Origin of the sequence: Streptomyces sp. NPDC014889, assembly GCF_043081205.1 — a bacterium.
Classification (GTDB): Bacteria; Actinomycetota; Actinomycetes; order Streptomycetales; family Streptomycetaceae; genus Streptomyces.
On the sequence record NZ_JBIBWH010000004.1, the window covers coordinates 33,010 to 52,513 of the forward strand.

Sequence of the window (19,504 nt, forward strand, 5' to 3'; positions counted from 1 at the left end):
GCAGACGACTGTATCGTCCGGTTATGCGTGTTTTGACGCAGAAACGCGGTGTTCACATGGCGGCCCAGCGGGCACAGTCGGATCATGGACTGGCTGAAGAAGCTTCCCGTCGTCGGGCCGTGGGCGGCCCGCCTGATGACCACGCACGCCTGGCGGTCGTACGAACGCCTGGACCGGGTCAAGTGGTCGCGACTTGCCGCCGCCATGACGTTCATCAGCTTCGTCGCGCTGTTCCCGCTGCTGACCGTGGCCGCCGCGATCGGCGCGGCCACACTCAGTCCGCAGCAGCAGCACACGCTCCAGAACAAGATCGTCCAGCAGTTCCCGGGCCTCGGGCAGCAGTTGGACATCAGCGCCCTGGTGCAGAACGCCGGCACGGTCGGGCTCATCGCCGGTGCCGCCCTGCTGCTGACCGGTGTCAACTGGGTCGCCCAGATGCGGGACTGCCTGCGCGCGGTCTGGGAGCTGCCCGACCCGGAGGAGAACCCGCTGATGAGCAAGGTGAAGGACGCGGGCGTGCTGATCGGCCTCGGTGGCGCGCTGCTGGTCACCCTCGCCGTGTCCACCGTCGCCTCGGCCGCCGTCGGTTACCTCTCCCGGGAGATCGGCCTGGCCGAACACGGCTGGGGCAGCGTCGTGTTGCGGATCATCGCGTTCGCGGTCGCCGTACTGGCCGACTTCCTGGTGCTGCTGTACGTCCTCACCCTGCTGCCCGGCGTCGAGCCGCCGCGCCACCGGCTGCTGGTCGCCGCGCTGCTCGGCGCGGTCGGCTTCGAGCTGTTGAAGCTGATGTTGAGCGGCTACATCCAGGGCGTGGCGGCGAAGAGCATGTACGGCGCCTTCGGGGTCCCCGTCGCCCTGCTGCTGTGGATCAACTTCACGTCCAAGCTGGTCCTGTACTGCGCCGCCTGGACGGCGACGCAGAGCGGTACGGGCGACGGGACCGGTGCGCCCGGCAAGGACGGTGACGGCGACGGCGGCCGGGCCGTCGATCTCAGGGGCGGGTCCGGCGGCGCATCAGGTCCGGCAGCGGCCAGCGGCGGTTGACCAGGAACGCGCCGGCCGCGAGCAGGACCAGCACGCCACCGGCGACCCCCAGGGCGATCCCCACCCCGTTGGAGCCGTTCCCGACGGACGCGTGCGTCGCGGCCGCGGGGGACGGGTCACTCTCGCCCGTCCGGCCCGCGGAGGGCTCGGCGCCCGGCTGTGCCTTCGCCTCGGCGGCACTCCTCGGCGGCACCAGCTCGCCCACCGGGCGCGCCTTGTCCAGGGCAGCGAAGCCCCAGTCGAAGAGCTTGGCGGTCTCCCTGTAGACCTCGTTGTGGTCCTTCTTCTCCGGGTTCATCACCGTCACGAGCAGCACCCGGCCGTCGCGCTCGGCGACGCCGGTGAAGGTGGCGCCCGCGTGGGTGGTGTTGCCGTTCTTCACCCCGGCGATGCCCTGGTACACCGAGACGTCGTAGTCGCCGCTCAGCAGCCGGTTGGTGTTCTGTATCTCGAAGGAGCCGCGGGAGGTCTTGCCCTTCTTGTTCTTCTTCGTCTCGCCCGGGAACGACGCCCGCACGGTCGAGCAGTACTCGCGGAAGTCCTTCTTCTGCATCCCCGAACGGGCGAACAGCGTGAGGTCGTACGCCGACGAGACCTGATGGTCGGCGTCGTAGCCGTCCGGGGTCACCACGTTCGTGTCGAGCGCCTGGAGCTCCTGCGCGTGCGCGTTCATGTCCTCCACGGTCGGCTCGGTGCCGCCGTTCATCGCGGACAGCACGTGCACGGCGTCGTTGCCGGAGCGCAGGAAGACGCCCAGCCACAGGTCGTGGACCGTGTAGGTCTCGTTCTCCTTGATACCGACCAGGCTGGACCCGGCGCCCACGTCGGCCAGGTCGGCCGGGGTGACCTTGTGCGTCTGCGTACGCGGGAACTTCGGCAGCACGGTGTCGGCGAACAGCATCTTCAGCGTGCTGGCCGGAGGCAGCCGCCAGTGCGCGTTGTGCGCGGCGAGCACCGCGCCGGACTCGGCGTCCGCGACGATCCAGGAGCGCGCGGTGAGGCCCTTCGGCAGTACGGGGGCGCCGTCGCCGAGGTCGACCTGTGTGCCGGGCAGGCCCAGGCGGGCACCGCCGACGGTGGACATCCCGGCCGGTGGAGTGGCCGAGGGGACCGGCGCGGCGAGAGCGGCGGGCGCGGTCAGCGAGACGGACAGCAGGGCAATCGCGAGCGATCGCCTGATGATCTTATTGGGTGCGGGCACGGTCGGAAACGTACCGGGCGCGGGCAGTGGCGTGCCGCCCGCCCTCCCACCCCGGACGCGGAGCCGGGTTCCGGACGGTGATACTGAACGTATGAAGCTCAGCCGTCCCGTTTCCTGGTTCCTGCTCGCCTTCGGGGTGTGGAGTTGGGTCATTTGGGTCACTTTCGTTAAAAATCTCATCAAGGACGGCAGCGGTCTGGCGTTCGACCACGGGCACCCGACGGCGTACTTCTGGGTGCATCTGACGCTCGCCGTCGTCTCCTTCGTATTGGGGACGGTCATCGGCGGCATCGGGTTGCGGGGACTGCGCGCACTGCGCCGGACGTCATAGCGTTTCGAACAGCTCCACGGGGCCTTCGGCAGGGGCCGGCCCACCAGGCATCAGGCGGAAGGAACGGACGGCATGGTGGTCGTCTTCGTGCTCGTTGCGCTGCTCGTGCTCAGCGGGGTGGTGGCCGCCAACTGGTATCTGTGGCGTCGCCTGTTCCGCGACACCACCCGCGGGCCCGGTCCGGTACGCCGGGCGGGCGCGGTCCTGATCGCGGGCGGCTGGCTCCTGGCCGTCGGAGCCCTCGTCACCGAACAGGCCGGCGCCCCCTTCTGGCTCCAGCGCACCCTGGCCTGGCCCGGCTTCCTCTGGCTCCCCCTGGCGCTGTACCTGCTCCTGGCCACCCTGGCGACGGAGGTCCTCCGGCCCCTCCTGCGCCGCCTCCTGCCCACGGGCCCGCGGCCGGCTGCCCCGGGTCCGGGCGACCCGCCGCCCGCCGCACAGGAACCTTCCGAGGCACTGGAGTCCGCCGCCGCGCCGGTGCCCGGTCGCCCGCCGGTTTCCCGTTCCGAGGCCGGGGCGGGCGATCGGCCCGCGCACGAGGTCCGTACGGGCTCCGGCCGGGTGCCCGTGCCCGGTGGCGAAAAGCAGTCGGGGCCGGAGGCGGTCGCCCTCGCGGCCGAGGCGCCGGCGGGCGCCGGCGAACGGCGGGCACCCGCGGGCGCGTCACCGGCCCCGCGTGACCTTCCCAGCCGGCGGCTGTTCGTGTCGCGGGTGGCCGGCGCGGGCGCCGCCGCGGTGGCTCTCGGGACCGTCGGGTACGGGACCTACGGGGTGCTGCGCGGGCCGCGGGTGAAGCGGGTCACCGTGCCGCTGGCGAAACTGCCGCGGGCGGCGCACGGGTACCGGATCGCCGTCGTCAGCGACGTCCACCTCGGACCCGTCCTCGGGCGCGGCTTCGCGCAGAAGGTCGTCGACACGGTCAACGCGACCCAGCCCGACCTCGTCGCCGTCGTCGGGGACCTGGTGGACGGCAGCGTGAAGGACCTCGGGCCGGCCGCGGCGCCGCTGGCCGGGCTCCGGGCGCGGCACGGGGCGTACTTCGTCACGGGCAACCACGAGTACTTCTCCGGCGCCGAGCAGTGGGTGGAGGAGGTGCGGCGGCTCGGCCTGCTTCCCCTGGAGAACGCGCGCACCGAGTTGCCCGCCTTCGACCTGGCCGGCGTCAACGACGTACGGGGGGAGAGCGAGGGGCAGGGCCCCGACTTCCAGCGGGCGCTCGGCGACCGGGACACCGCACGCGCGTGCGTGCTGCTCGCCCACCAGCCGGTGCAGATCCACGAGGCCGTCCGGCACGGTGTGGACCTCCAGCTCTCCGGCCACACCCACGGCGGCCAGCTCTGGCCCGGCAGCCTCCTCGCGGCCGCCGCCAACCCGACGGTCGCCGGCCTGGAACGGTACGGCGACACCCAGTTGTACGTCAGCCGCGGCGCGGGCGCCTGGGGCCCGCCCACACGGGTCGGCGCACCTTCCGACATCACCGTCGTCCAGCTCGCCTCCAGGCAGGCGTAGAGACCGCGGATCCCACCCCGAAACGCTCGAACAACAAGTCTTCGTAACTTCTTCTCATTCTCCCCAGACCCGGCTTCCCCCTGGCGAAATGCGTGTGATTAGGTAACGGGCGCCACTCAGGTGTGTGGCTTATGCAGAAGGGCCCAAAAGGGGTCTGGGGAGGGTACGGATGCGGTCGGTTCGCATGCGGATCCTCACGACGCTGGTGGTGCTGGCGGTCGTGGGGGTGGGCGGCTGGCAGTTGCTGCCGTCGAAGGACGACAAGAACAACGCGATCGTCGTGGGCACGACGGACGCCGTCACGTCGCTGGACCCGGCAGGAGCGTACGACGCGGGCTCCTGGGCTCTGTTCAGCAACGTGTTCCAGTCCCTGCTGACCTTCGAGCCGGGTGGTGTCACACCCGTGCCGGACGCGGCCAAGAACTGCAACTTCACCGGCGGTGGACTGCGCACCTACCGCTGCGAACTGCGCGAGGGCATCAAGTTCCCCAGCGGGCGCACGATGACCGGCGAGGACGTGAAGTTCTCCTTCGACCGGATCAAGAAGATCAACTCCGACGTCGGCCCCTCCTCGCTGCTGTCGACCCTCGGCTCGGTGGAGACCGACGGCATGACCGTCACCTTCCACCTGTCGACCCCGGACGCCACCTTCCCGCTGAAGGTGGCCACGGGCGCCGGCTCCATCGTCGACCACACCCGCTACCCGGCCAACGGACTGCGCACCGGCACGGCGGCCGACGGCACCGGGCCGTACCGGCTCAAGGGGTACGCCAAGGACAAGAGCGCGGACCTCGTACCGAACGACGCCTACAAGGGCGCCATCAGCAGCACCGGGCGACCGGTCGCGCTGCGCTACTTCGAGAGCCCGGCCGAGCTGGAGAAGGCGTGGACGGGCAAGCAGATCGACGTCGCCACGCGCAACCTGCCCCCGAAGCTCCTCGCCGGGCTCAACCCCAGCGACCCCGCGATGCGCGTGTCGGTGTCCGACAGCTCCGAGACCCGCAACCTGTACCTCAACACCCGTGCCTCCTCGCCGCTGCACGACACCCGCGTCCGGCAGGCCGTCGCCTGGCTGATCAACCGCGAGAAGCTGGCCGGCGGCGTGTACGACGGGACCGTCGACGCGCTGTACTCGCTGATCCCGGCCGGCATCACGGGCCACAACACGTCCTTCTTCGACGCCTACCCGACGCAGAACGCCCAGAAGGCCCGCGAGCTGCTGACCGAGGCCGGCGTGTCCGTCCCGGTGCACTTCACCTACGGCTACGGCCAGGGGCGCGGCGCCGCCGGCGAGGAGGCCGCGGAGCTCAAGCGGCAGCTCGAGGCGAGCGGCCTGTTCAAGGTCGACCTCAAGGGCTACGAGTGGTCCGACTTCCAGAAGCTCTGGGCGGGCGGCAAGCTCGACGCGTACGCGGTCGGCTGGGTGGCCGACTACCCGGACCCCGACACCTTCGGCGGCGCCCTCGTCGGCACCGGCAGCACGATGAGGACCGGCTACAGCAGCAAGACCGTCGACAACCTCATCCGGGACACCCAGCAGTACGCCGACCGGGGCAAGATCGCGGCGGACTTCCGCGACCTCCAGGCGAACGTCGCCACCGACGTGCCGCTGATCCCGCTGTGGCAGCGCAAGGAGTACGTGGTCAGCAGCGAGGACGTCGGCGGCGGCCAGTACCTGTCGGACGGCACAGGCAGCTTCCGGCTCTGGAAGCTCGACTGGATCTGACCGCTACGCACAGGACTGCGCGGGCAGCGTGACCGTCACCGCGAACCCCTCCCCGGGGTTCGTGCGGACGGCCACCTGCCCGCCGTGCGCTTCGGCCACCCCCTGGACGATGGCCATGCCGAGGCCGCTGCCCGCGCCGCCGCCCGCGCGGAAGAAACGGTCGAAGACGCGCGCCGCGTCCTCCTCCGCCAGCCCCGGCCCCTTGTCCCGGACACACAGCCGTACGACACCGTCGGCGCGTTCCGCCGTGAGTCGCACCGGGACGTCGGCGGGCGTGTGGACGCGCACGTTGGCGACCAGGTTGCCGAGCACCTGCCGGAGCCCCGACTCGTCGGCGCGGACGAGGAGGACGCCCTCGGCGCCGACCGTCACGGGCCGCTCGGGCTGCTGTGCGCGCAGGTCCTCGGCGGCGTCCCGCACCAGCCGGACGACGTCGACGTTCCGCAGCCGAAGCTGCGGCCGCTGGTCCAGGCGGGCCAGGGTGAGCAGTTCGTCGACGAGCCGCCCCATGCGGTCCGCCTCGGCGTTCATCCGGTCCCAGGCGCGCCTGCGTTCGCCGGGCTCGGTCAGCATCCCCTTGTCGTAGAGCTGGAGATAGCCGCGTATCGCCGACAGCGGGGTGCGCAGCTCGTGCGAGGCGTCGGCGACGAAGCGGCGCAGCTGGGCGGCGCTGCGCTCGCGGGTGCGGTACGCCGACTCCACCTGGTGCAGCATGGAGTTCAGCGCGACGCGCAGCTGTTCCACCTCCCGGGTGGGATGGTGACTCGAGGGCACGCGCCGGGTCAGGTCGCCCTCGGCGATGGCCGAGGAGGTCTCCACCATGTCCTCCAGCGGGCGCATCCGGACCCGCACGCTGAACATCGTCAGACAGGCGAGCAGCGCCAGCAGCAGCGTGCCGACGCCCAGGTCCAGCTTGAGGGCCTTGGCGATGCCCTGGTGCAGTGAGTCGGTGGAGGTGGCGAACAGGAGGTAGTTGCCGTCGGTCAGACGGGCGGAGGTCGCCCGGTAGGTGCCGCCGTGCAGCTTCACCTCGTGCGGTGCGCGGTCGGCGGCGAGCGCGCGCGGGTCGCCGACCGCGGCGGCCAGCGACCGCTGGGCGTCGGTCGGCACGAAACCGGCGATGGGCATGGCCTCGCCCCCGCTGCCGACGGCGGTGAAGACGGACTCCGGGCGGCGCCTGTTGGCGGGGGGCTGGATGAAGTGGTCCCGGATGAGGGTCAGCGCGGCCAGCGAGTCGATCTGCGGCATGGCGAGCCGGGAGTCCACCACGGAGTCACGGGTCTTGATCAGCTGGTTGTCGATCTGGCCGAGCAGATAGTGCCGCATGCCCATCAGGCTCGCGGCGGTCGCCACCACGACCCCCACGGCGAGCAGCCCGACGTTCGCCAGGGTCAGCTTGCCGCGCAGCGAGTGGAGCCCGTCCCTGCGGCGCCGCGGACGCGGTCTGCCCGGCCTCATGCCAGCCCGTATCCGACGCCCCGCCGGGTCGTGATCAACGGCGGTCCGAGCATGTCCAGTTTGCGGCGCAGATAGCTGATGTAGGTCTCGACGACGGTCGACTCGGGCGGCGTGTGCTCGTACTGCCAGACGTGCCTGAGGAGTTGGTCCTTGGGCACGATCCGGCCGCCGTTGCGCACCAGGAAGCGCAGCAGCGCGTACTCGGTGGGGGTGAGCTCGACCGTACGGCCCGCGCGGTGCGCCGAGTACGTCGTCTCGTCCAGCTCCAGGTCACCGTAGCGCAGCGGCGGGCGGTGCGGGAGGACGTCGGCGATGGGGGTGCCCCCGCGCGAGCTCGTTCGAGCGTGGGGGAGGGTGCGGCGCAGGACGGCCCGTACGCGGGCGACGACCTCGTCGATGTTGAACGGCTTGGTGATGTAGTCGTCGCCGAAGCCGAGCGCGCCGACGACCTCCGCGGGCGCGTCCCGCGCGGTGACGAAGACCAGCGCCAGGTCGGGGCAGCGGGTGCGCAGTTCACGGCCCAGCGCCCGGCCGTCGCCGTCCGGCAGCATCACGTCCAGCAGGGCCACGTCGGGCCGGGTGCGCTCGGCGAGCGCGCACGCCTCGCGGACGGTGCCCGCGGTCATCACCTGGAAGCGGTGGTAGCGCAGGGCGATCGCGAGGACGTCCGCGATGGACTCCTCGTCCTCGACGACGAGAACCGTCGCCCCTTCGTGCGCTGCCTCGTTGACGGTCATGTCCCCAGTATCCGCGGCGGGACCGGCGGCGGGGCCGCGGGTGCTTTGGAGTTCCTTGAGAGTCGGGGCGGCACGTGCCCGTCCGCGCCCGCCGCTGCGGATGCTGGAGACCCAGGACCCGGGGGACCCGGATGAAGGAGCGGAGAGAGTGACGACATTGGCGCGGTGGTGCTACCGGCACCGGCTGCTGGTCCTGCTGCTGTGGGTGGTGGCGCTGATCGGGGTGGGCGCCGGGGCGTCCGCGGGGGGCACGGCCTATGCGAACGTCTTCTCGCTGCCGGACACGGACTCCAAGTCCGCGTTCGACCTGATGGAGAAGGCGTTCCCGAAGGCCGCGGGCGACACCGACACGGTGGTGTGGAAGGTCGAGGCGGGATCGGTACGGGACGCGTCGGTACGCGACCGGATCGAGCCCGCCCTGGAGAAGATCGGCCGGATGCCGGGGGTCGGCGCGGTCAGCAGCCCGTACACGGGCGCGCGGGGCGCGACGCAGGTCAGCCGGGACGGGACGATCGCGTACGCGCAGCTCACCTTCACCGAGCGGGCGAACGAGGTGCCCAAGCAGCTCGTGCAGGATGCGGTCGACACCGCACGCGCGGCCGAACGCGACGGTCTGCGGGTGGAGTTGGGCGGCCAGGCGATCACCCGGATCCAGGAGCCGCCCACGGGTCTGTCCGAGCTGGTCGGCCTCGCGGCGGCGGCGCTCGTGCTGTTCCTCGCCTTCGGCTCGCTCTTCGCGATGCTCCTGCCGATCGCCGTGGCGGTCTTCGGAGTCGGCATCGGCCTGTTCTCCACCCAGCTGATCAGTCATGTCACGGACGTGCCCGACATCGCCCCGCTGCTCGCCTCGCTGATCGGTCTCGGAGTGGGCATCGACTACGCGCTGTTCATCGTCACCCGGCACCGGCGGGGCCTGCTGCGCGGTCTGGAACCGGAGGAGTCGGCGGCGGTCGCCCTCAACACCTCGGGCCGTGCGGTGCTGTTCGCGGGCGGCACGGTGTGCATCGCCCTCGCCGGGATGCTGGTGACCAATCTGCGCTTCCTGGACGGCGTGGTCATCGGCACCTCGCTCACGGTGGTGCTGAGCGTGCTCGCGGCGGTCACGCTGCTGCCGGCCCTGCTCGGCTTCCTCGGGCCGCGGGTGCTCAGCCGGCGCCAGCGGCGGCGGCTCGCGGCCGAGGGTCCCGTGCGGGAGGAGCGGGCGAGCTCGCTCGCGGCCCGCTGGTCGGGCACGGTGCAGCGGCGTCCCGGCTGGATCGCGGGCCTGGCGCTGGTCGTCATGGTCCTCCTCGCGCTGCCGGTGCTGTCGCTGCGGCTGGGCGCCACCGACCAGGGCAACGACGACGCCTCGACGACGACCCGCAAGGCGTACGACCTGCTGGCCGAGGGCTTCGGACCCGGTTTCAACGGGCCGCTCCAGGTGGTCTCGGCCGACGGTGACACCACCGCGCTGGTCAAGGGCATCGCCGGTACCCGCGGGGTGGCCCGGGTGGCACCGCTGCCGCCCGCGAACGGCGTCACCGTCATCCAGGTCGTCCCGACCACCTCGCCGCAGTCCGAGCAGACCGACCGGCTCATCGACACCCTGCGCGACGAGGTGATCCCCGGGACGGGAGCTCGGGCGCACGTCGGCGGTGTCACGGCGGTCTCCAAGGACTTCGCGTCCGTCACGGGCGACCGGCTGCCGTACTTCGTCACGACCATCGTCGGCCTCGGCTTCCTGCTCCTGCTGGTCGCCTTCCGCTCCCTGCTGGTGCCGCTGACGGCGGCCGTGATGAACCTGGTCGCCGCCGCCGCGTCGTTCGGCGTCCTGGTGGCGATCTACCAGTGGGGCTGGGGCCTGGAACTGCTCGGCCTCGGCAAGGAGGGACCGATCCAGGCGTTCCTGCCGATCATCATGCTGTCCCTGCTGTTCGGCCTGTCGATGGACTACCAGGTCTTCCTGGTGAGCCGGATGCACGAGGAGTGGGTGCACACCCGGGACAACGCGCGCGCGGTCCGGGTGGGCCTCGCGGAGACCAGCCGGGTCATCAACTCCGCGGCCCTGATCATGGTCTGTGTCTTCCTCGCCTTCGTCCTGAGCGGCAACCAGGGCGCGGCGATGGCGGGTGTGGGCCTCGCGGCGGCGGTCGCGCTGGACGCGTTCGTGCTGCGGACGGCGCTGGTGCCGGCGGCGATGCACCTGTTCGGCCGGGCCAACTGGTGGCTGCCGGCCTGGCTGGAGCGCCGTCTGCCGCATCTGGCCGTCGAGCCGGCGGAGGAGCCCCAGGAGGCACCTGCGCCTCGGCCGGGCCCCGCTTCGGTGGTCCACGGCTTCATCCGCACCGAGGAGGGCGAGCCGGTCCACGGCGCGGCCGTGACCCTGCTGTCCAAGGGCGGTCGCCAACTGGACCGGGTGGCGTCCCTGGCCGACGGCTCGTACATCGTCGCGGTACCGGGCCCGGGCACCTATCTGCTGGCGGCCACGGCCTCCCTCCATGGCTCCCGCGCCCACCACGTCGTCGTGACCGACGGCCCCCTGGTCCACGACGTGGAACTCACGGAGGAGGAGGCCGACGCGGTCAACCCATCCGCACTTGGCCGGCCTTGAGGATCTCGTCGACACTCAGAGTGACCTCGGCGCCGATGACGGCGGGCAGGGTGACGTCCTCGCCGGGGGAGCACGGGCGGTGGTTCTCGTAGTCGTCGCCGACGGGGTCGGTCAGGACATGGAGGCGCTGGTGTTTGCGGTCGACGATCACATAGACCGGGATCTTGGCGCCTGCATAGGCCTTGACCTTGTTCCGCAGGTCGGTCTTCCAGTTGCTGGAGGTGACTTCGAGGACCAGGCGGAAGCAGACGGGGGCGTAGCAGTTGTTCTCGACGAGGTGGTCGTCGATATCGGCATCGACGACCACCAGGTCGGGGATCGCGTAGTCCTCGGTTCCCGTGGGAAGCCAGAGCCCGATGCCTTCGAAAACCTCGCTTTCCCCGTCGCCCAGACCGGAGGCGATGAAGACCGCCCTCAACCTCGACAAAGCACGGGCATGAGCGGCGTTGGGCGGCGGGGACACGAGGATCTGGCCTCCGATGATCTCGACGCGGTACCCCGGGTTGCGGTCCATGAGCCGGTTGGCTTCCGCGATCAACGGACGGTCGCCATGGGACTGCTCGACGGATGCGGCGGACATCGCGTGCCTCCTAGGGGCTGGTGTCGAGAGCATCATCGTAGGCAGGCCGCGCGCCGGGTGTCCCCTTCGCGCCCGTTCACCCGGACGTGATCACTCGACCGAAGCGTCCCGCCCCCTGCTCGCCGGGTCCGGCATCATCCTCGTCATTCCAGGCAGGAAGTCCGTGAACAGGTCGTGCACCTCGTGCACCAGGGGGCGCAGGACGCGGAAGCGGGCCAGGGACACCCCGCGGGCGGTGAGCCGGGCGCCGCGCTCGGCCAGCCGGTAGCTGCGCTCACGCCCCTCGGTCCGGTCGAAGATCCAGTACAGGACGAGCCCCATCTGGGAGAGCCACATCAGCTCGGGCAGCGCCTCCCGCAGGTCCGCCGGGACCTTGGTCCGCGCGCCGTGCAGCACCTCCTTGTGGATGCCGATGGCCTCCGCGCGCGCGTGCTCCGACTCGGCGGAGAAGGGGCTGAGGGGGCTGTCGGGGTCGGCGGCGTTCTTGAAGAACTGCACCGCGAACTCGTGGTACGGCGTGGCGACGTCCAGCCACGCCGTCAGCACGCCCGCCAGCCGCGCCTCCAGGTCGGTCTCCCGGGCCAGGACCTCACGGACCGCCGCCCGGTGTTCGGCGGCGATCCGGTCGTAGAAGCCCTGGATCAGGTGCTCCTTGCCCTCGAAGTAGTAGTACGCGTTGCCGACGGAGACCCCGGCCTCCTTGGCGATGGCCCGCATGGTCGTCTTGTCGTAGCCGCGTTCCTGGAACAGCCGCATGGCCGTCTCCAGGATGAGCGCGCGGGTCTGCTCGGACTTGCTGGCGGGCACACCCTCACCGGGGCCGTCGTCGTCGTTCTTCAGGGGCACGCACAGAGCCTAGCCAGTGGCGCACGCGCCGCCGTCGCAGCCGGGTGGGTCGTAGGTCCAGCCGAGGCGGGGGTCGTAGGACCACCCGTCCCCGCGCCGGTACGCGCTCCCGCCCCACTGGCCGCCGCGCCACTTGGCGGCGGCCAGGACCGCGCCCCTGGCGAGCCGCGCGCCCGCCGGGGTGCTGAGCCGGTGCGCGAGCGGCCGGTGCTCGCGCAGGGCCCACAGGACGACGATCCAGGCGGCGGCGCCCCGGTAGACCTGGCCCGAGTCGCCGACGACCGTGACCTCGTCCAGGGTGGTGCCGTGGTCGAGGCCGGGGAAACGCCGCCTGGCCTGCTCGGAGCCGGCCGGGACCAGTTCCAGCGGTACCAACTGCGGCTGCCTGACGAGCCAGTCGCGCACGGACGCGCACAGCGAGCACTCGGCGTCGTACAGGACGGTGAGCCCGCGGACCGGGACGCCCCCCGAGGCGTCCCGGTCCCGGCCGGCGGTGGCCGTCATCGCGCTCACACCCCGGCCGAGGGGGCGGCCCAGTCCTGCGGCGCGACCGGCGGCACCTGCTCGCGCTCCAGCACCCCGCGGCGGCGGATCCGGTTCAGCACGTACACGTTGCCCAGATGCATCGCGCCGAGCACCAGGAGCACCACGCCGAGCTTCGTGGACAGGGCCTCGAAGATGCCGCGCGTGTCGTCGATGCGCTGGTCGCCGCTCAGGTACAGCGCGACGAAGCCGAGGTTCACGAGGTAGAAGCCGACCACCAGCAGGTGGTTCACGGCGTCGGCGAGCCTGTCGTCGCCGTGCAGCACGTCGGCGAGGAAGATCCGCCCGTTCCTGCTGAGCGTGCGGGCCACCCAGACGGTCAGGCCGATGCTGACGAACAGATAGATGACGTAGGCGATGACCGTGCGGTCCATGCCCCCCACCCCTTCTTTTGAACGCGTTCAAAACGCTGGCGTGAGAGACTCTAGACCCATTTTTGAACGCGTTCAACACAGTGGGCGCAGGGGGCGTCCCACCTACGGTCTGCGCCCCAGCTCCGGGCGCTTGCCGTAGTCGGTGAAGCCCAGGATGTTGCCCCACGGATCGGCGATCTCGACGGTCCAGCCGGTCGCCACGGCGAAGGGCTCGTCGAGCAGTTCGATCCCGGCCTTCCTGAGGGCGCGCGCCGCCGTGCGCGCGTCCGGCACCTCCAGCCACACCCGCGGCGAGGGCCACGGCGGCGGACGGTGCCCGGACTCCTCCTCGCGCAGCAGGATCCCCGGTGTCTCGCCCCCGACCTTCAGCAGTGCGATGCCGGCCTCCCGGAGGTGGAACGCCACCGCGAACCCGGCCCGCTCGTAGAACCCCACGGCCTCGCTCAGATCCCCCACGGGCAGCAGCACGTTGTCGAACCCGAGCAGCTCGTACGACTCGTCATCTGACATGCCATCAGATTAGGTGGGCGACGCGCCCGGACCGGGAGGCCGAGCGCGGAGCGGGCGCCGGGTCACTCGTTCGGGCCGGACGGCCCGGCGACGGCCGGCACCGCACGCCGAGGGCCCCGTTCCGGACGGAACGGGGCCCTCGGCGTCGCGTGCGCGGGAAGGTCAGAAGCGGCGCGTGATCAGCGCCCGCTTCACCTCCGCGATCGCCTTCGTCACCTCGATGCCGCGCGGGCAGGCGTCGGTGCAGTTGAAGGTGGTGCGGCAGCGCCAGACGCCGTCCTTGTCGTTGAGGATCTCCAGGCGCTGCTCACCGGCCTCGTCACGGCTGTCGAAGATGAACCGGTGGGCGTTGACGATGGCCGCCGGGCCGAAGTACTGGCCGTCGTTCCAGAAGACCGGGCAGGACGAGGTGCAGGCCGCGCACAGGATGCACTTCGTCGTGTCGTCGAAGCGGGCGCGGTCCTCCGCGGACTGCAGGCGCTCCCGCGTCGGCTCGTTGGTCTCCTTGGTGACCAGGAACGGCATGACGTCCCGGTACGCCTGGAAGAACGGCTCCATGTCCACGACCAGGTCCTTCAGGACCGTGAGGCCCTTGATGGGCTCGACCGTGATCGGCTTCTCGGGGTTGATGTCCTTGATCAGCGTCTTGCAGGCCAGACGGTTCTTGCCGTTGATCCGCATGGCGTCCGAGCCGCAGATGCCGTGCGCGCAGGAGCGACGGAAGGTCAGCGTGCCGTCGAGGTCCCACTTGATCTTGTGGAGACCGTCGAGGACGCGCTCCTTGGGGTCGATCTCCAGCTGGAAGTCTTCCCAGGTCGCCTCGGCCGAGACCTCCGGGTTGAACCGGCGGACGCGGAAGGTGACGGTGATGTAGGGGGAGGCGGCGGACTCCGCCTCCACCTTGTCCAGAACGGGGGTTGCCATCAGTACTTACGCTCCATCGGCTGGTAGCGGGTCTGGACGACCGGCTTGTAGTCGAGACGGACGGTTTCGGACCCGTCGGCGCCGACCTCGCGGTACGCCATGGTGTGGCGCATGAAGTTGACGTCGTCGCGGTTGGGGTAGTCCTCGCGGTAGTGACCGCCGCGGGACTCCTTGCGGGCCAGGGCGGAGACCGCCATGACCTCGGCCAGGTCCAGCAGGTTGCCCAGCTCGACGGCCTCCAGGAGGTCCGTGTTGAACCGCTTGCCCTTGTCCTGGATCGCCACGTTCTTGTAGCGCTCCCGGAGCTCGGCGATCTTCTCGACCGCCGTCTTGATCGTCTGCTCGGTGCGGAACACCATGACGTTGGCGTCCATGGTCTCCTGCAGCTCCCGGCGGATGTTCGCCACCCGCTCGGTGCCGGTGGAGGTCCGCAGCCGCTCGATCTGCTCGACCACGAGGGACTCGGGGTCCTCCGGCAGCTCCACGAAGTCGGCCTTCTCGGCGTACTCCGCGGCGGCGATGCCGGCCCGCTTGCCGAACACGTTGATGTCCAGCAGCGAGTTGGTGCCCAGGCGGTTGGCGCCGTGCACGGACACGCAGGCGACCTCGCCGGCCGCGTACAGGCCCGGCACGACCGTGGTGTTGTCCGCGAGCACCTCGCCCTGGACGTTGGTCGGGATGCCGCCCATGGCGTAGTGCGCGGTGGGCTGGATCGGGATCGGGTCGGTGTACGGCTCGATGCCCAGGTAGGTCCGCGCGAACTCGGTGATGTCCGGCAGCTTGGCGTCGAGCTGCTCCGGCGGCAGGTGGGTGAGGTCCAGGTAGACGTGGTCGCCCTCGGGACCGCAGCCGCGGCCCTCGCGGATCTCCGTGTAGATGGAGCGGGAGACGACGTCGCGGGAGGCGAGGTCCTTCATGACCGGCGCGTACTTCTCCATGAAGCGCTCGCCGTCCTTGTTGCGCAGGATGCCGCCCTCACCGCGGGCGCCCTCGGTGAGCAGGATGCCCATGCGCCAGATGCCGGTCGGGTGGAACTGGAAGAACTCCATGTCCTCCAGCGGCAGCCCGCGCCGGTAGACGGCCGCCTGGCCGTCGCCGGTCAGGGTGTGCGCGTTCGACGTCACCTTGAAGAACTTGCCGGTTCCGCCGGAGGCGTAGATCACGGACTTCGCCCGGAAGACGTGGATCTCGCCGGTGGCCAGCTCGTACGCCACCACGCCGGCCGACTTCTTGACGCCGTCGACCTCGGTGATCAGCTGGTCCAGGACGTAGAACTCGTTGAAGAACTCCACGCCCTCCTTGACGCAGTTCTGGTACAGCGTCTGGAGGATCATGTGGCCGGTGCGGTCGGCCGCGTAGCAGGAGCGGCGGACCGGGGCCTCGCCGTGGTTGCGGGAGTGCCCGCCGAAGCGCCGCTGGTCGATCGTCCCGTTGGGCGTCCGGTTGAACGGCAGCCCCATCTTCTCTAGGTCGAGGACCGAGTCGATGGCCTCCTTCGCCAGGATCTCGGCGGCGTCCTGGTCGACCAGGTAGTCACCGCCCTTGACCGTGTCGAAGGTGTGCCACTCCCAGTTGTCCTCCTCCACGTTGGCCAGCGCGGCGGCCATGCCGCCCTGCGCGGCGCCCGTGTGGGAGCGGGTGGGGTAGAGCTTGGTCAGGACCGCGGTGCGGCTGCGCTTGGTCGCCTCGATGGCGGCCCGCATACCGGCGCCACCGGCGCCGACGATGACGGTGTCGTACTTGTGGATCTTCATCAGGAAAATACCTCGGTCCCGGGGCCTAGCGGATGTTCGGGTCGAAGGTGAAGATCACCAGCGTGCCCAGCAGGATGGTCCATACCGTGGCGGTGTAGAGCAGGCCCTTCAGCCACAGTCGCGTGTTCGCGCGCTCCGCGTAGTCGTTGATGACGGTGCGCAGGCCGTTGCAGCCGTGCAGCATCGCCAGCCACAGCATGAGCAGGTCCCAGACCTGCCACCAGGGGGAGGCCCAGCGGCCCGCCACGAAGGCGAAGCCGATCTTGGAGACGCCGCCGTCCAGGACGAGCTGGATCAGCAGGTGGCCGATGACGAGGACGACCAGGACGATGCCGGACAGCCGCATGAACAGCCAGCCGTACATCTCGAAGTTGCCCCGGGTCGACTTCGGGGTCTTCCGGGTGCGCTGACGCGGGGCCTCGATAAGGGGGGCGGGGTTGTCCACGCCGTAGACGGAGCCGCCCTCGACCGGGCCGATGCCGGAAGCGGTGGTTTCAGTGGTGGACATGTGCGTCAGCTCCCGAATACTGCACGAGCGGCGTGGCCGAGGACGGGGTAGATCGCCCCGATCATGAGCAGGACCCAGACGCCGACCACCGTCCACAGCATCTGCTTCTGGTACCGGGCGCCCTTGGCCCAGAAGTCGACGGCGATGACACGCAGGCCGTTGAGCGCGTGGAAGAGGATGGCGGCGACCAGGCCGTACTCCAGCACGGCGACGATCGGCGTCTTGTAGGTGGCCACGACCTTGTCGTAGGCCTCCGGGGACACACGCACGAGTGCGGTGTCCAGCACATGGACGAACAGGAAGAAGAAGATGAGGACGCCGGTGACTCGGTGAGCCACCCAGGACCACATTCCTTCCCGGCCGCGGTACAGCGTTCCAGCCGGCACGGAAGAACCCTCCGGGAGCGGGGACTAGGGCCGCGCCGGCTTCACTGTCGGTCGGGCCCGGCCGGGTACGGTCCACCGGCCCCCAGTATCGTACCGAGGTGCTGGCGGGGGCCTTACGGGGGGTCCGCCCGTGTGATCGAACCCGCTCTCAAAGGTGCACCGACGGCTCGGTGGCGGCGCCCAGCAGGCCCCGCAGCCGCCCGTGCGCGAGCCCCCGCAGCTCCTCCCGGGCGACGCCGCGCTCGTCCTCCGGATCGTTGGCCAGCCGTGACCTGATCGCCGGCAGGACCCGGTCCAGGGCCTCGTCCGGGTCGGTGCCGTCCAGGCAGATCACGAAGGTGTGGCCGAATCTGGCCTCATAGGCGGCGTAGGCGGCGCTCAGGGCCGTGGAGGCGGCCGCGTACGGGTGGGCGGGCAGCTTGGGCGGGGGCTCCTCCGCCAGGGCCCCGGCCAGCTCCTCGGGGCCCAGGTCGTACGTCGCCTCGTCCGCCGCGGCCAGGAGGGACGGCAGGTCCGGATAGGGGCGGTGGGCGGCGACGCGGTGGGCCCAGCGGGGGCTGTGCAGGCAGGTCAGGAGGGTCCTGCGGGCCTCGGCGGCGTGGGCGGTGTTGAAGCGCTCCAGGGTCTGCGCGGGCAGCGTGGGTCCTAGGTCGGCTGGGAGGTAGGCAGGGGGATCCGTGAAGGATGTGCCGTACGTTATCGGGTGTGCTCATGACGTGTTCGACGGGTGGTTGAATTTCACTCGGACGGCAGAGTTTGAGAACGTGCGGTGGACGCCCGCGGCAGTCATGGGCCGTTAGGTTGGCCGCGTGAGCAAGCACAGGCGCCGGGCTCCGGCACCCAAGCCGCGACGCACGCGTGCCGCCGTCGTGGGCACATTAGTCACCGTTGTCGTACTGGGCGCGGGAGTGGCCGCGTGGACCTTCGGGGGCGACGGCTCCCCGTCGGGCGGCCCGGACGCGTCCCCCGGTTCGGCGAGTCCGGGCCCCACCCGCAGCTACCCGCTGTCGAAGGCACCGCGGACCATCCCCGCCGTGCGCTCCCACACCGCGGCCCGCGGTCCCGGCTGGCGCCCGGAGTCCGGCTCCCGGGTCGTGGTGAGCGACGCCTCCCTCGCCGACGAGGGGAAGCTGATCGCGGGCGAACTCGGTCTGGCCTACGCCGGCCGGCGCGACGACGACCGCCCGGGGGACGTACGGCTGGCGCTGGGCAAGGGCGGCACGGGCGGGAACCCCGAGTCGTACACGATGACCGTGCGCGACGGCCGGGTCACCATCAGCGGGCCGGCCGACGCGGGCGTCTTCTACGGCACCCGCACCCTGAAGCAGGAGGTGCACGGCGGCGGCACGGCCCCCGAGGGGGTCGTCGAGGACGCGCCCGCCAAGCCGCGGCGCGGTCTCATGCTGGACATCGCCCGCAAGCCGTTCACGGCCGACTGGCTGGAGGACCGCATACGGGAACTCGGCGACCTGAAGTTCAACGAGCTCGGCCTGCACTTCTCCGACGACCAGGGCTTTCGCATCGAGTCCGACACGCACCCGGAGGTCGTCTCCTCGGACCACCTGACCAAGGCCCAGGTCAAGCGGATGGTCGACCTGGCCGCGAGCCGGCACATCACCGTCGTCCCCGAGCTGGACTCGCCCGGCCACCTCGGCGCGGTGATCGCCGCGCATCCCGAGACGCAGCTGCGCAACGGGCAGGGCGTGGCGACGCGCGGCGCCGTCGACATCTCCGAGCCCACATCGGCGGCGATCCTCGACGACCTGTTCGACGAGTACGCGGACCTCTTCCCCGGCGGCCTCTGGCACCTCGGCGGCGACGAGTACCAGGCGCTGGCCGCGCGCGACCCCCAGGCGGCCTACCCGCAGCTGGCCGCCGCCGCGCGGAAGGCCCACGGCTCCGGCGGCAACGTGGCCGACCTGACGACGGGCTGGCTGAACGACCGCGCCACCACCGTCCGAGAGCACGACCGCACCCCGCGCGCGTGGAACGACGGCTTCTTCCGCAGCTCGTCGGTGCCGCCCGCCCGGGACATCGAGGTCGCCTACTGGACGGGCAAGGAGTACGGCGCCCGCCGGCCGGGCGAGTACCTCGACGCCGGCCGCAAGGTGCTCAACTACAACGACGAGTTCCTCTACTACGTCCTCGGCGAGCCGCAGACCTTCGTCTACCCGGACGGCCGGCGGATCTACGAGAAGTGGAACCCGCGCGTGCTGCGCGGCACCGAGGCGGTGCCCGCCCGGTACGACGCGCAGATACTCGGCGGCTCGTTCGCCGTGTGGTGCGACCTGGCGAACTCCCAGACGCAGGACCAGGTGGCGGCCGGCATCCGGCTGCCGCTGCGGGCGACCGTCCAGAAGCTGTGGGACCCCGAGGAACCGGCGATGTCCTGGGCTGAGTTCAAGGAGCTTGCCGCCAAGCTGGGTTGACGCCCGATCGAGTGGACGTGCGAAGAGAGGGCGCCGTAGGTTTCGGGTGCC

Annotated in this window: 19 protein-coding genes; 6 read left to right on the top strand and 13 right to left on the bottom strand. The window is 71.0% G+C overall.

Going from position 1 to position 19,504, the window contains the following annotated elements:
* The first annotated feature begins 84 nt into the window (after positions 1-84).
* Positions 85-1,047 carry a YihY/virulence factor BrkB family protein gene (locus ACF09J_RS08980; protein WP_392304712.1) on the top strand — a complete coding sequence of 321 codons (963 nt, stop codon included), beginning with the start codon at positions 85-87 and terminating at the stop codon, positions 1,045-1,047.
* Here the strand turns inward: ACF09J_RS08980 and ACF09J_RS08985 are convergent.
* On the bottom strand, positions 995-2,248 hold the full coding sequence (locus ACF09J_RS08985) for a D-alanyl-D-alanine carboxypeptidase family protein (protein WP_392304713.1): 1,254 nt from the start codon (positions 2,246-2,248) through the stop codon (positions 995-997). The two genes, ACF09J_RS08980 and ACF09J_RS08985, sit on opposite strands and share 53 nt — an antisense overlap.
* 91 nt (positions 2,249-2,339) lie before the next feature.
* Here ACF09J_RS08985 and ACF09J_RS08990 point away from each other — a divergent pair, with 91 nt between their 5' ends.
* From ACF09J_RS08990 to ACF09J_RS09000, 3 genes are all read left to right on the top strand, one after another.
* A complete protein-coding gene (locus tag ACF09J_RS08990; RefSeq protein WP_392304714.1) occupies positions 2,340-2,579 on the top strand; it encodes an SCO4848 family membrane protein in 240 nt (79 codons plus the stop codon).
* Between the two features lie 72 nt (positions 2,580-2,651).
* The gene (locus tag ACF09J_RS08995) at positions 2,652-4,088 is read left to right on the top strand and encodes a metallophosphoesterase (RefSeq protein WP_392304715.1); all 1,437 of its coding nucleotides are present in this window, start codon (positions 2,652-2,654) and stop codon (positions 4,086-4,088) included.
* Positions 4,089-4,257: 169 nt separating this feature from the next.
* Positions 4,258-5,814 carry an ABC transporter substrate-binding protein gene (locus tag ACF09J_RS09000; RefSeq protein ID WP_392304716.1) on the top strand — a complete coding sequence of 519 codons (1,557 nt, stop codon included), beginning with the start codon at positions 4,258-4,260 and terminating at the stop codon, positions 5,812-5,814.
* A gap of 3 nt (positions 5,815-5,817) precedes the next feature.
* Here ACF09J_RS09000 and ACF09J_RS09005 read toward each other — a convergent pair whose 3' ends face one another.
* Positions 5,818-7,272 carry a sensor histidine kinase gene (locus ACF09J_RS09005; protein ID WP_392304717.1) on the bottom strand — a complete coding sequence of 485 codons (1,455 nt, stop codon included), beginning with the start codon at positions 7,270-7,272 and terminating at the stop codon, positions 5,818-5,820.
* On the bottom strand, positions 7,269-8,009 hold the full coding sequence (locus ACF09J_RS09010; RefSeq protein WP_392304718.1) for a response regulator transcription factor: 741 nt from the start codon (positions 8,007-8,009) through the stop codon (positions 7,269-7,271). The genes ACF09J_RS09005 and ACF09J_RS09010 overlap by 4 nt, the downstream gene beginning before the upstream one ends.
* A 157-nt stretch (positions 8,010-8,166) precedes the next feature.
* Between ACF09J_RS09010 and ACF09J_RS09015 the strand changes: the two genes are divergently transcribed.
* Complete coding sequence (locus tag ACF09J_RS09015) at positions 8,167-10,599, top strand: MMPL family transporter (protein ID WP_392305103.1); 2,433 nt, start codon at positions 8,167-8,169, stop codon at positions 10,597-10,599.
* On the opposite strand, the gene ACF09J_RS09020 is transcribed toward ACF09J_RS09015, so the two are convergent.
* The 10 genes from ACF09J_RS09020 to ACF09J_RS09065 all read right to left on the bottom strand — a co-directional run bounded on the left by ACF09J_RS09020 (position 10,571) and on the right by ACF09J_RS09065 (position 17,661).
* On the bottom strand, positions 10,571-11,179 hold the full coding sequence (locus ACF09J_RS09020; protein WP_392304719.1) for a Uma2 family endonuclease: 609 nt from the start codon (positions 11,177-11,179) through the stop codon (positions 10,571-10,573). The genes ACF09J_RS09015 and ACF09J_RS09020 overlap by 29 nt on opposite strands.
* 90 nt (positions 11,180-11,269) lie before the next feature.
* Positions 11,270-12,025, bottom strand: a complete 756-nt coding sequence (locus tag ACF09J_RS09025) for a TetR family transcriptional regulator (protein WP_392304720.1) — start codon at positions 12,023-12,025, stop codon at positions 11,270-11,272.
* 9 nt (positions 12,026-12,034) lie between these two features.
* Positions 12,035-12,529: a thiol-disulfide oxidoreductase DCC family protein gene (locus ACF09J_RS09030; protein WP_392304721.1), complete on the bottom strand. Its 495-nt coding sequence runs from the start codon at positions 12,527-12,529 to the stop codon at positions 12,035-12,037.
* Between the two features lie 5 nt (positions 12,530-12,534).
* Positions 12,535-12,942, bottom strand: coding sequence for a hypothetical protein (locus tag ACF09J_RS09035; RefSeq protein ID WP_392304722.1), 408 nt, complete (start codon positions 12,940-12,942; stop codon positions 12,535-12,537).
* Between the two features lie 102 nt (positions 12,943-13,044).
* The gene (locus ACF09J_RS09040) at positions 13,045-13,452 is read right to left on the bottom strand and encodes a VOC family protein (protein WP_392304723.1); all 408 of its coding nucleotides are present in this window, start codon (positions 13,450-13,452) and stop codon (positions 13,045-13,047) included.
* A 162-nt stretch (positions 13,453-13,614) separates the two neighbouring features.
* Positions 13,615-14,376, bottom strand: a complete 762-nt coding sequence (locus tag ACF09J_RS09045; protein ID WP_141359142.1) for a succinate dehydrogenase iron-sulfur subunit — start codon at positions 14,374-14,376, stop codon at positions 13,615-13,617.
* A complete protein-coding gene (sdhA, locus tag ACF09J_RS09050) occupies positions 14,376-16,130 on the bottom strand; it encodes a succinate dehydrogenase flavoprotein subunit (RefSeq protein ID WP_392304724.1) in 1,755 nt (584 codons plus the stop codon). The genes ACF09J_RS09045 and sdhA overlap by 1 nt, the downstream gene beginning before the upstream one ends.
* Positions 16,131-16,155: 25 nt before the next feature.
* Positions 16,156-16,638 (bottom strand): succinate dehydrogenase hydrophobic membrane anchor subunit, encoded by a 483-nt coding sequence (locus ACF09J_RS09055; protein WP_225078968.1) that lies wholly within the window; start codon positions 16,636-16,638, stop codon positions 16,156-16,158.
* A 5-nt stretch (positions 16,639-16,643) separates the two neighbouring features.
* Positions 16,644-17,024, bottom strand: coding sequence for a succinate dehydrogenase, cytochrome b556 subunit (gene sdhC, locus ACF09J_RS09060; RefSeq protein WP_388473617.1), 381 nt, complete (start codon positions 17,022-17,024; stop codon positions 16,644-16,646).
* 148 nt (positions 17,025-17,172) lie between these two features.
* Complete coding sequence (locus tag ACF09J_RS09065) at positions 17,173-17,661, bottom strand: 2-oxo-4-hydroxy-4-carboxy-5-ureidoimidazoline decarboxylase (protein ID WP_392305104.1); 489 nt, start codon at positions 17,659-17,661, stop codon at positions 17,173-17,175.
* Positions 17,662-17,893: 232 nt separating this feature from the next.
* Between ACF09J_RS09065 and ACF09J_RS09070 the strand changes: the two genes are divergently transcribed.
* Positions 17,894-19,453, top strand: a complete 1,560-nt coding sequence (locus ACF09J_RS09070) for a glycoside hydrolase family 20 protein (RefSeq protein WP_392304725.1) — start codon at positions 17,894-17,896, stop codon at positions 19,451-19,453.
* The last annotated feature ends 51 nt before the right edge of the window (positions 19,454-19,504 follow it).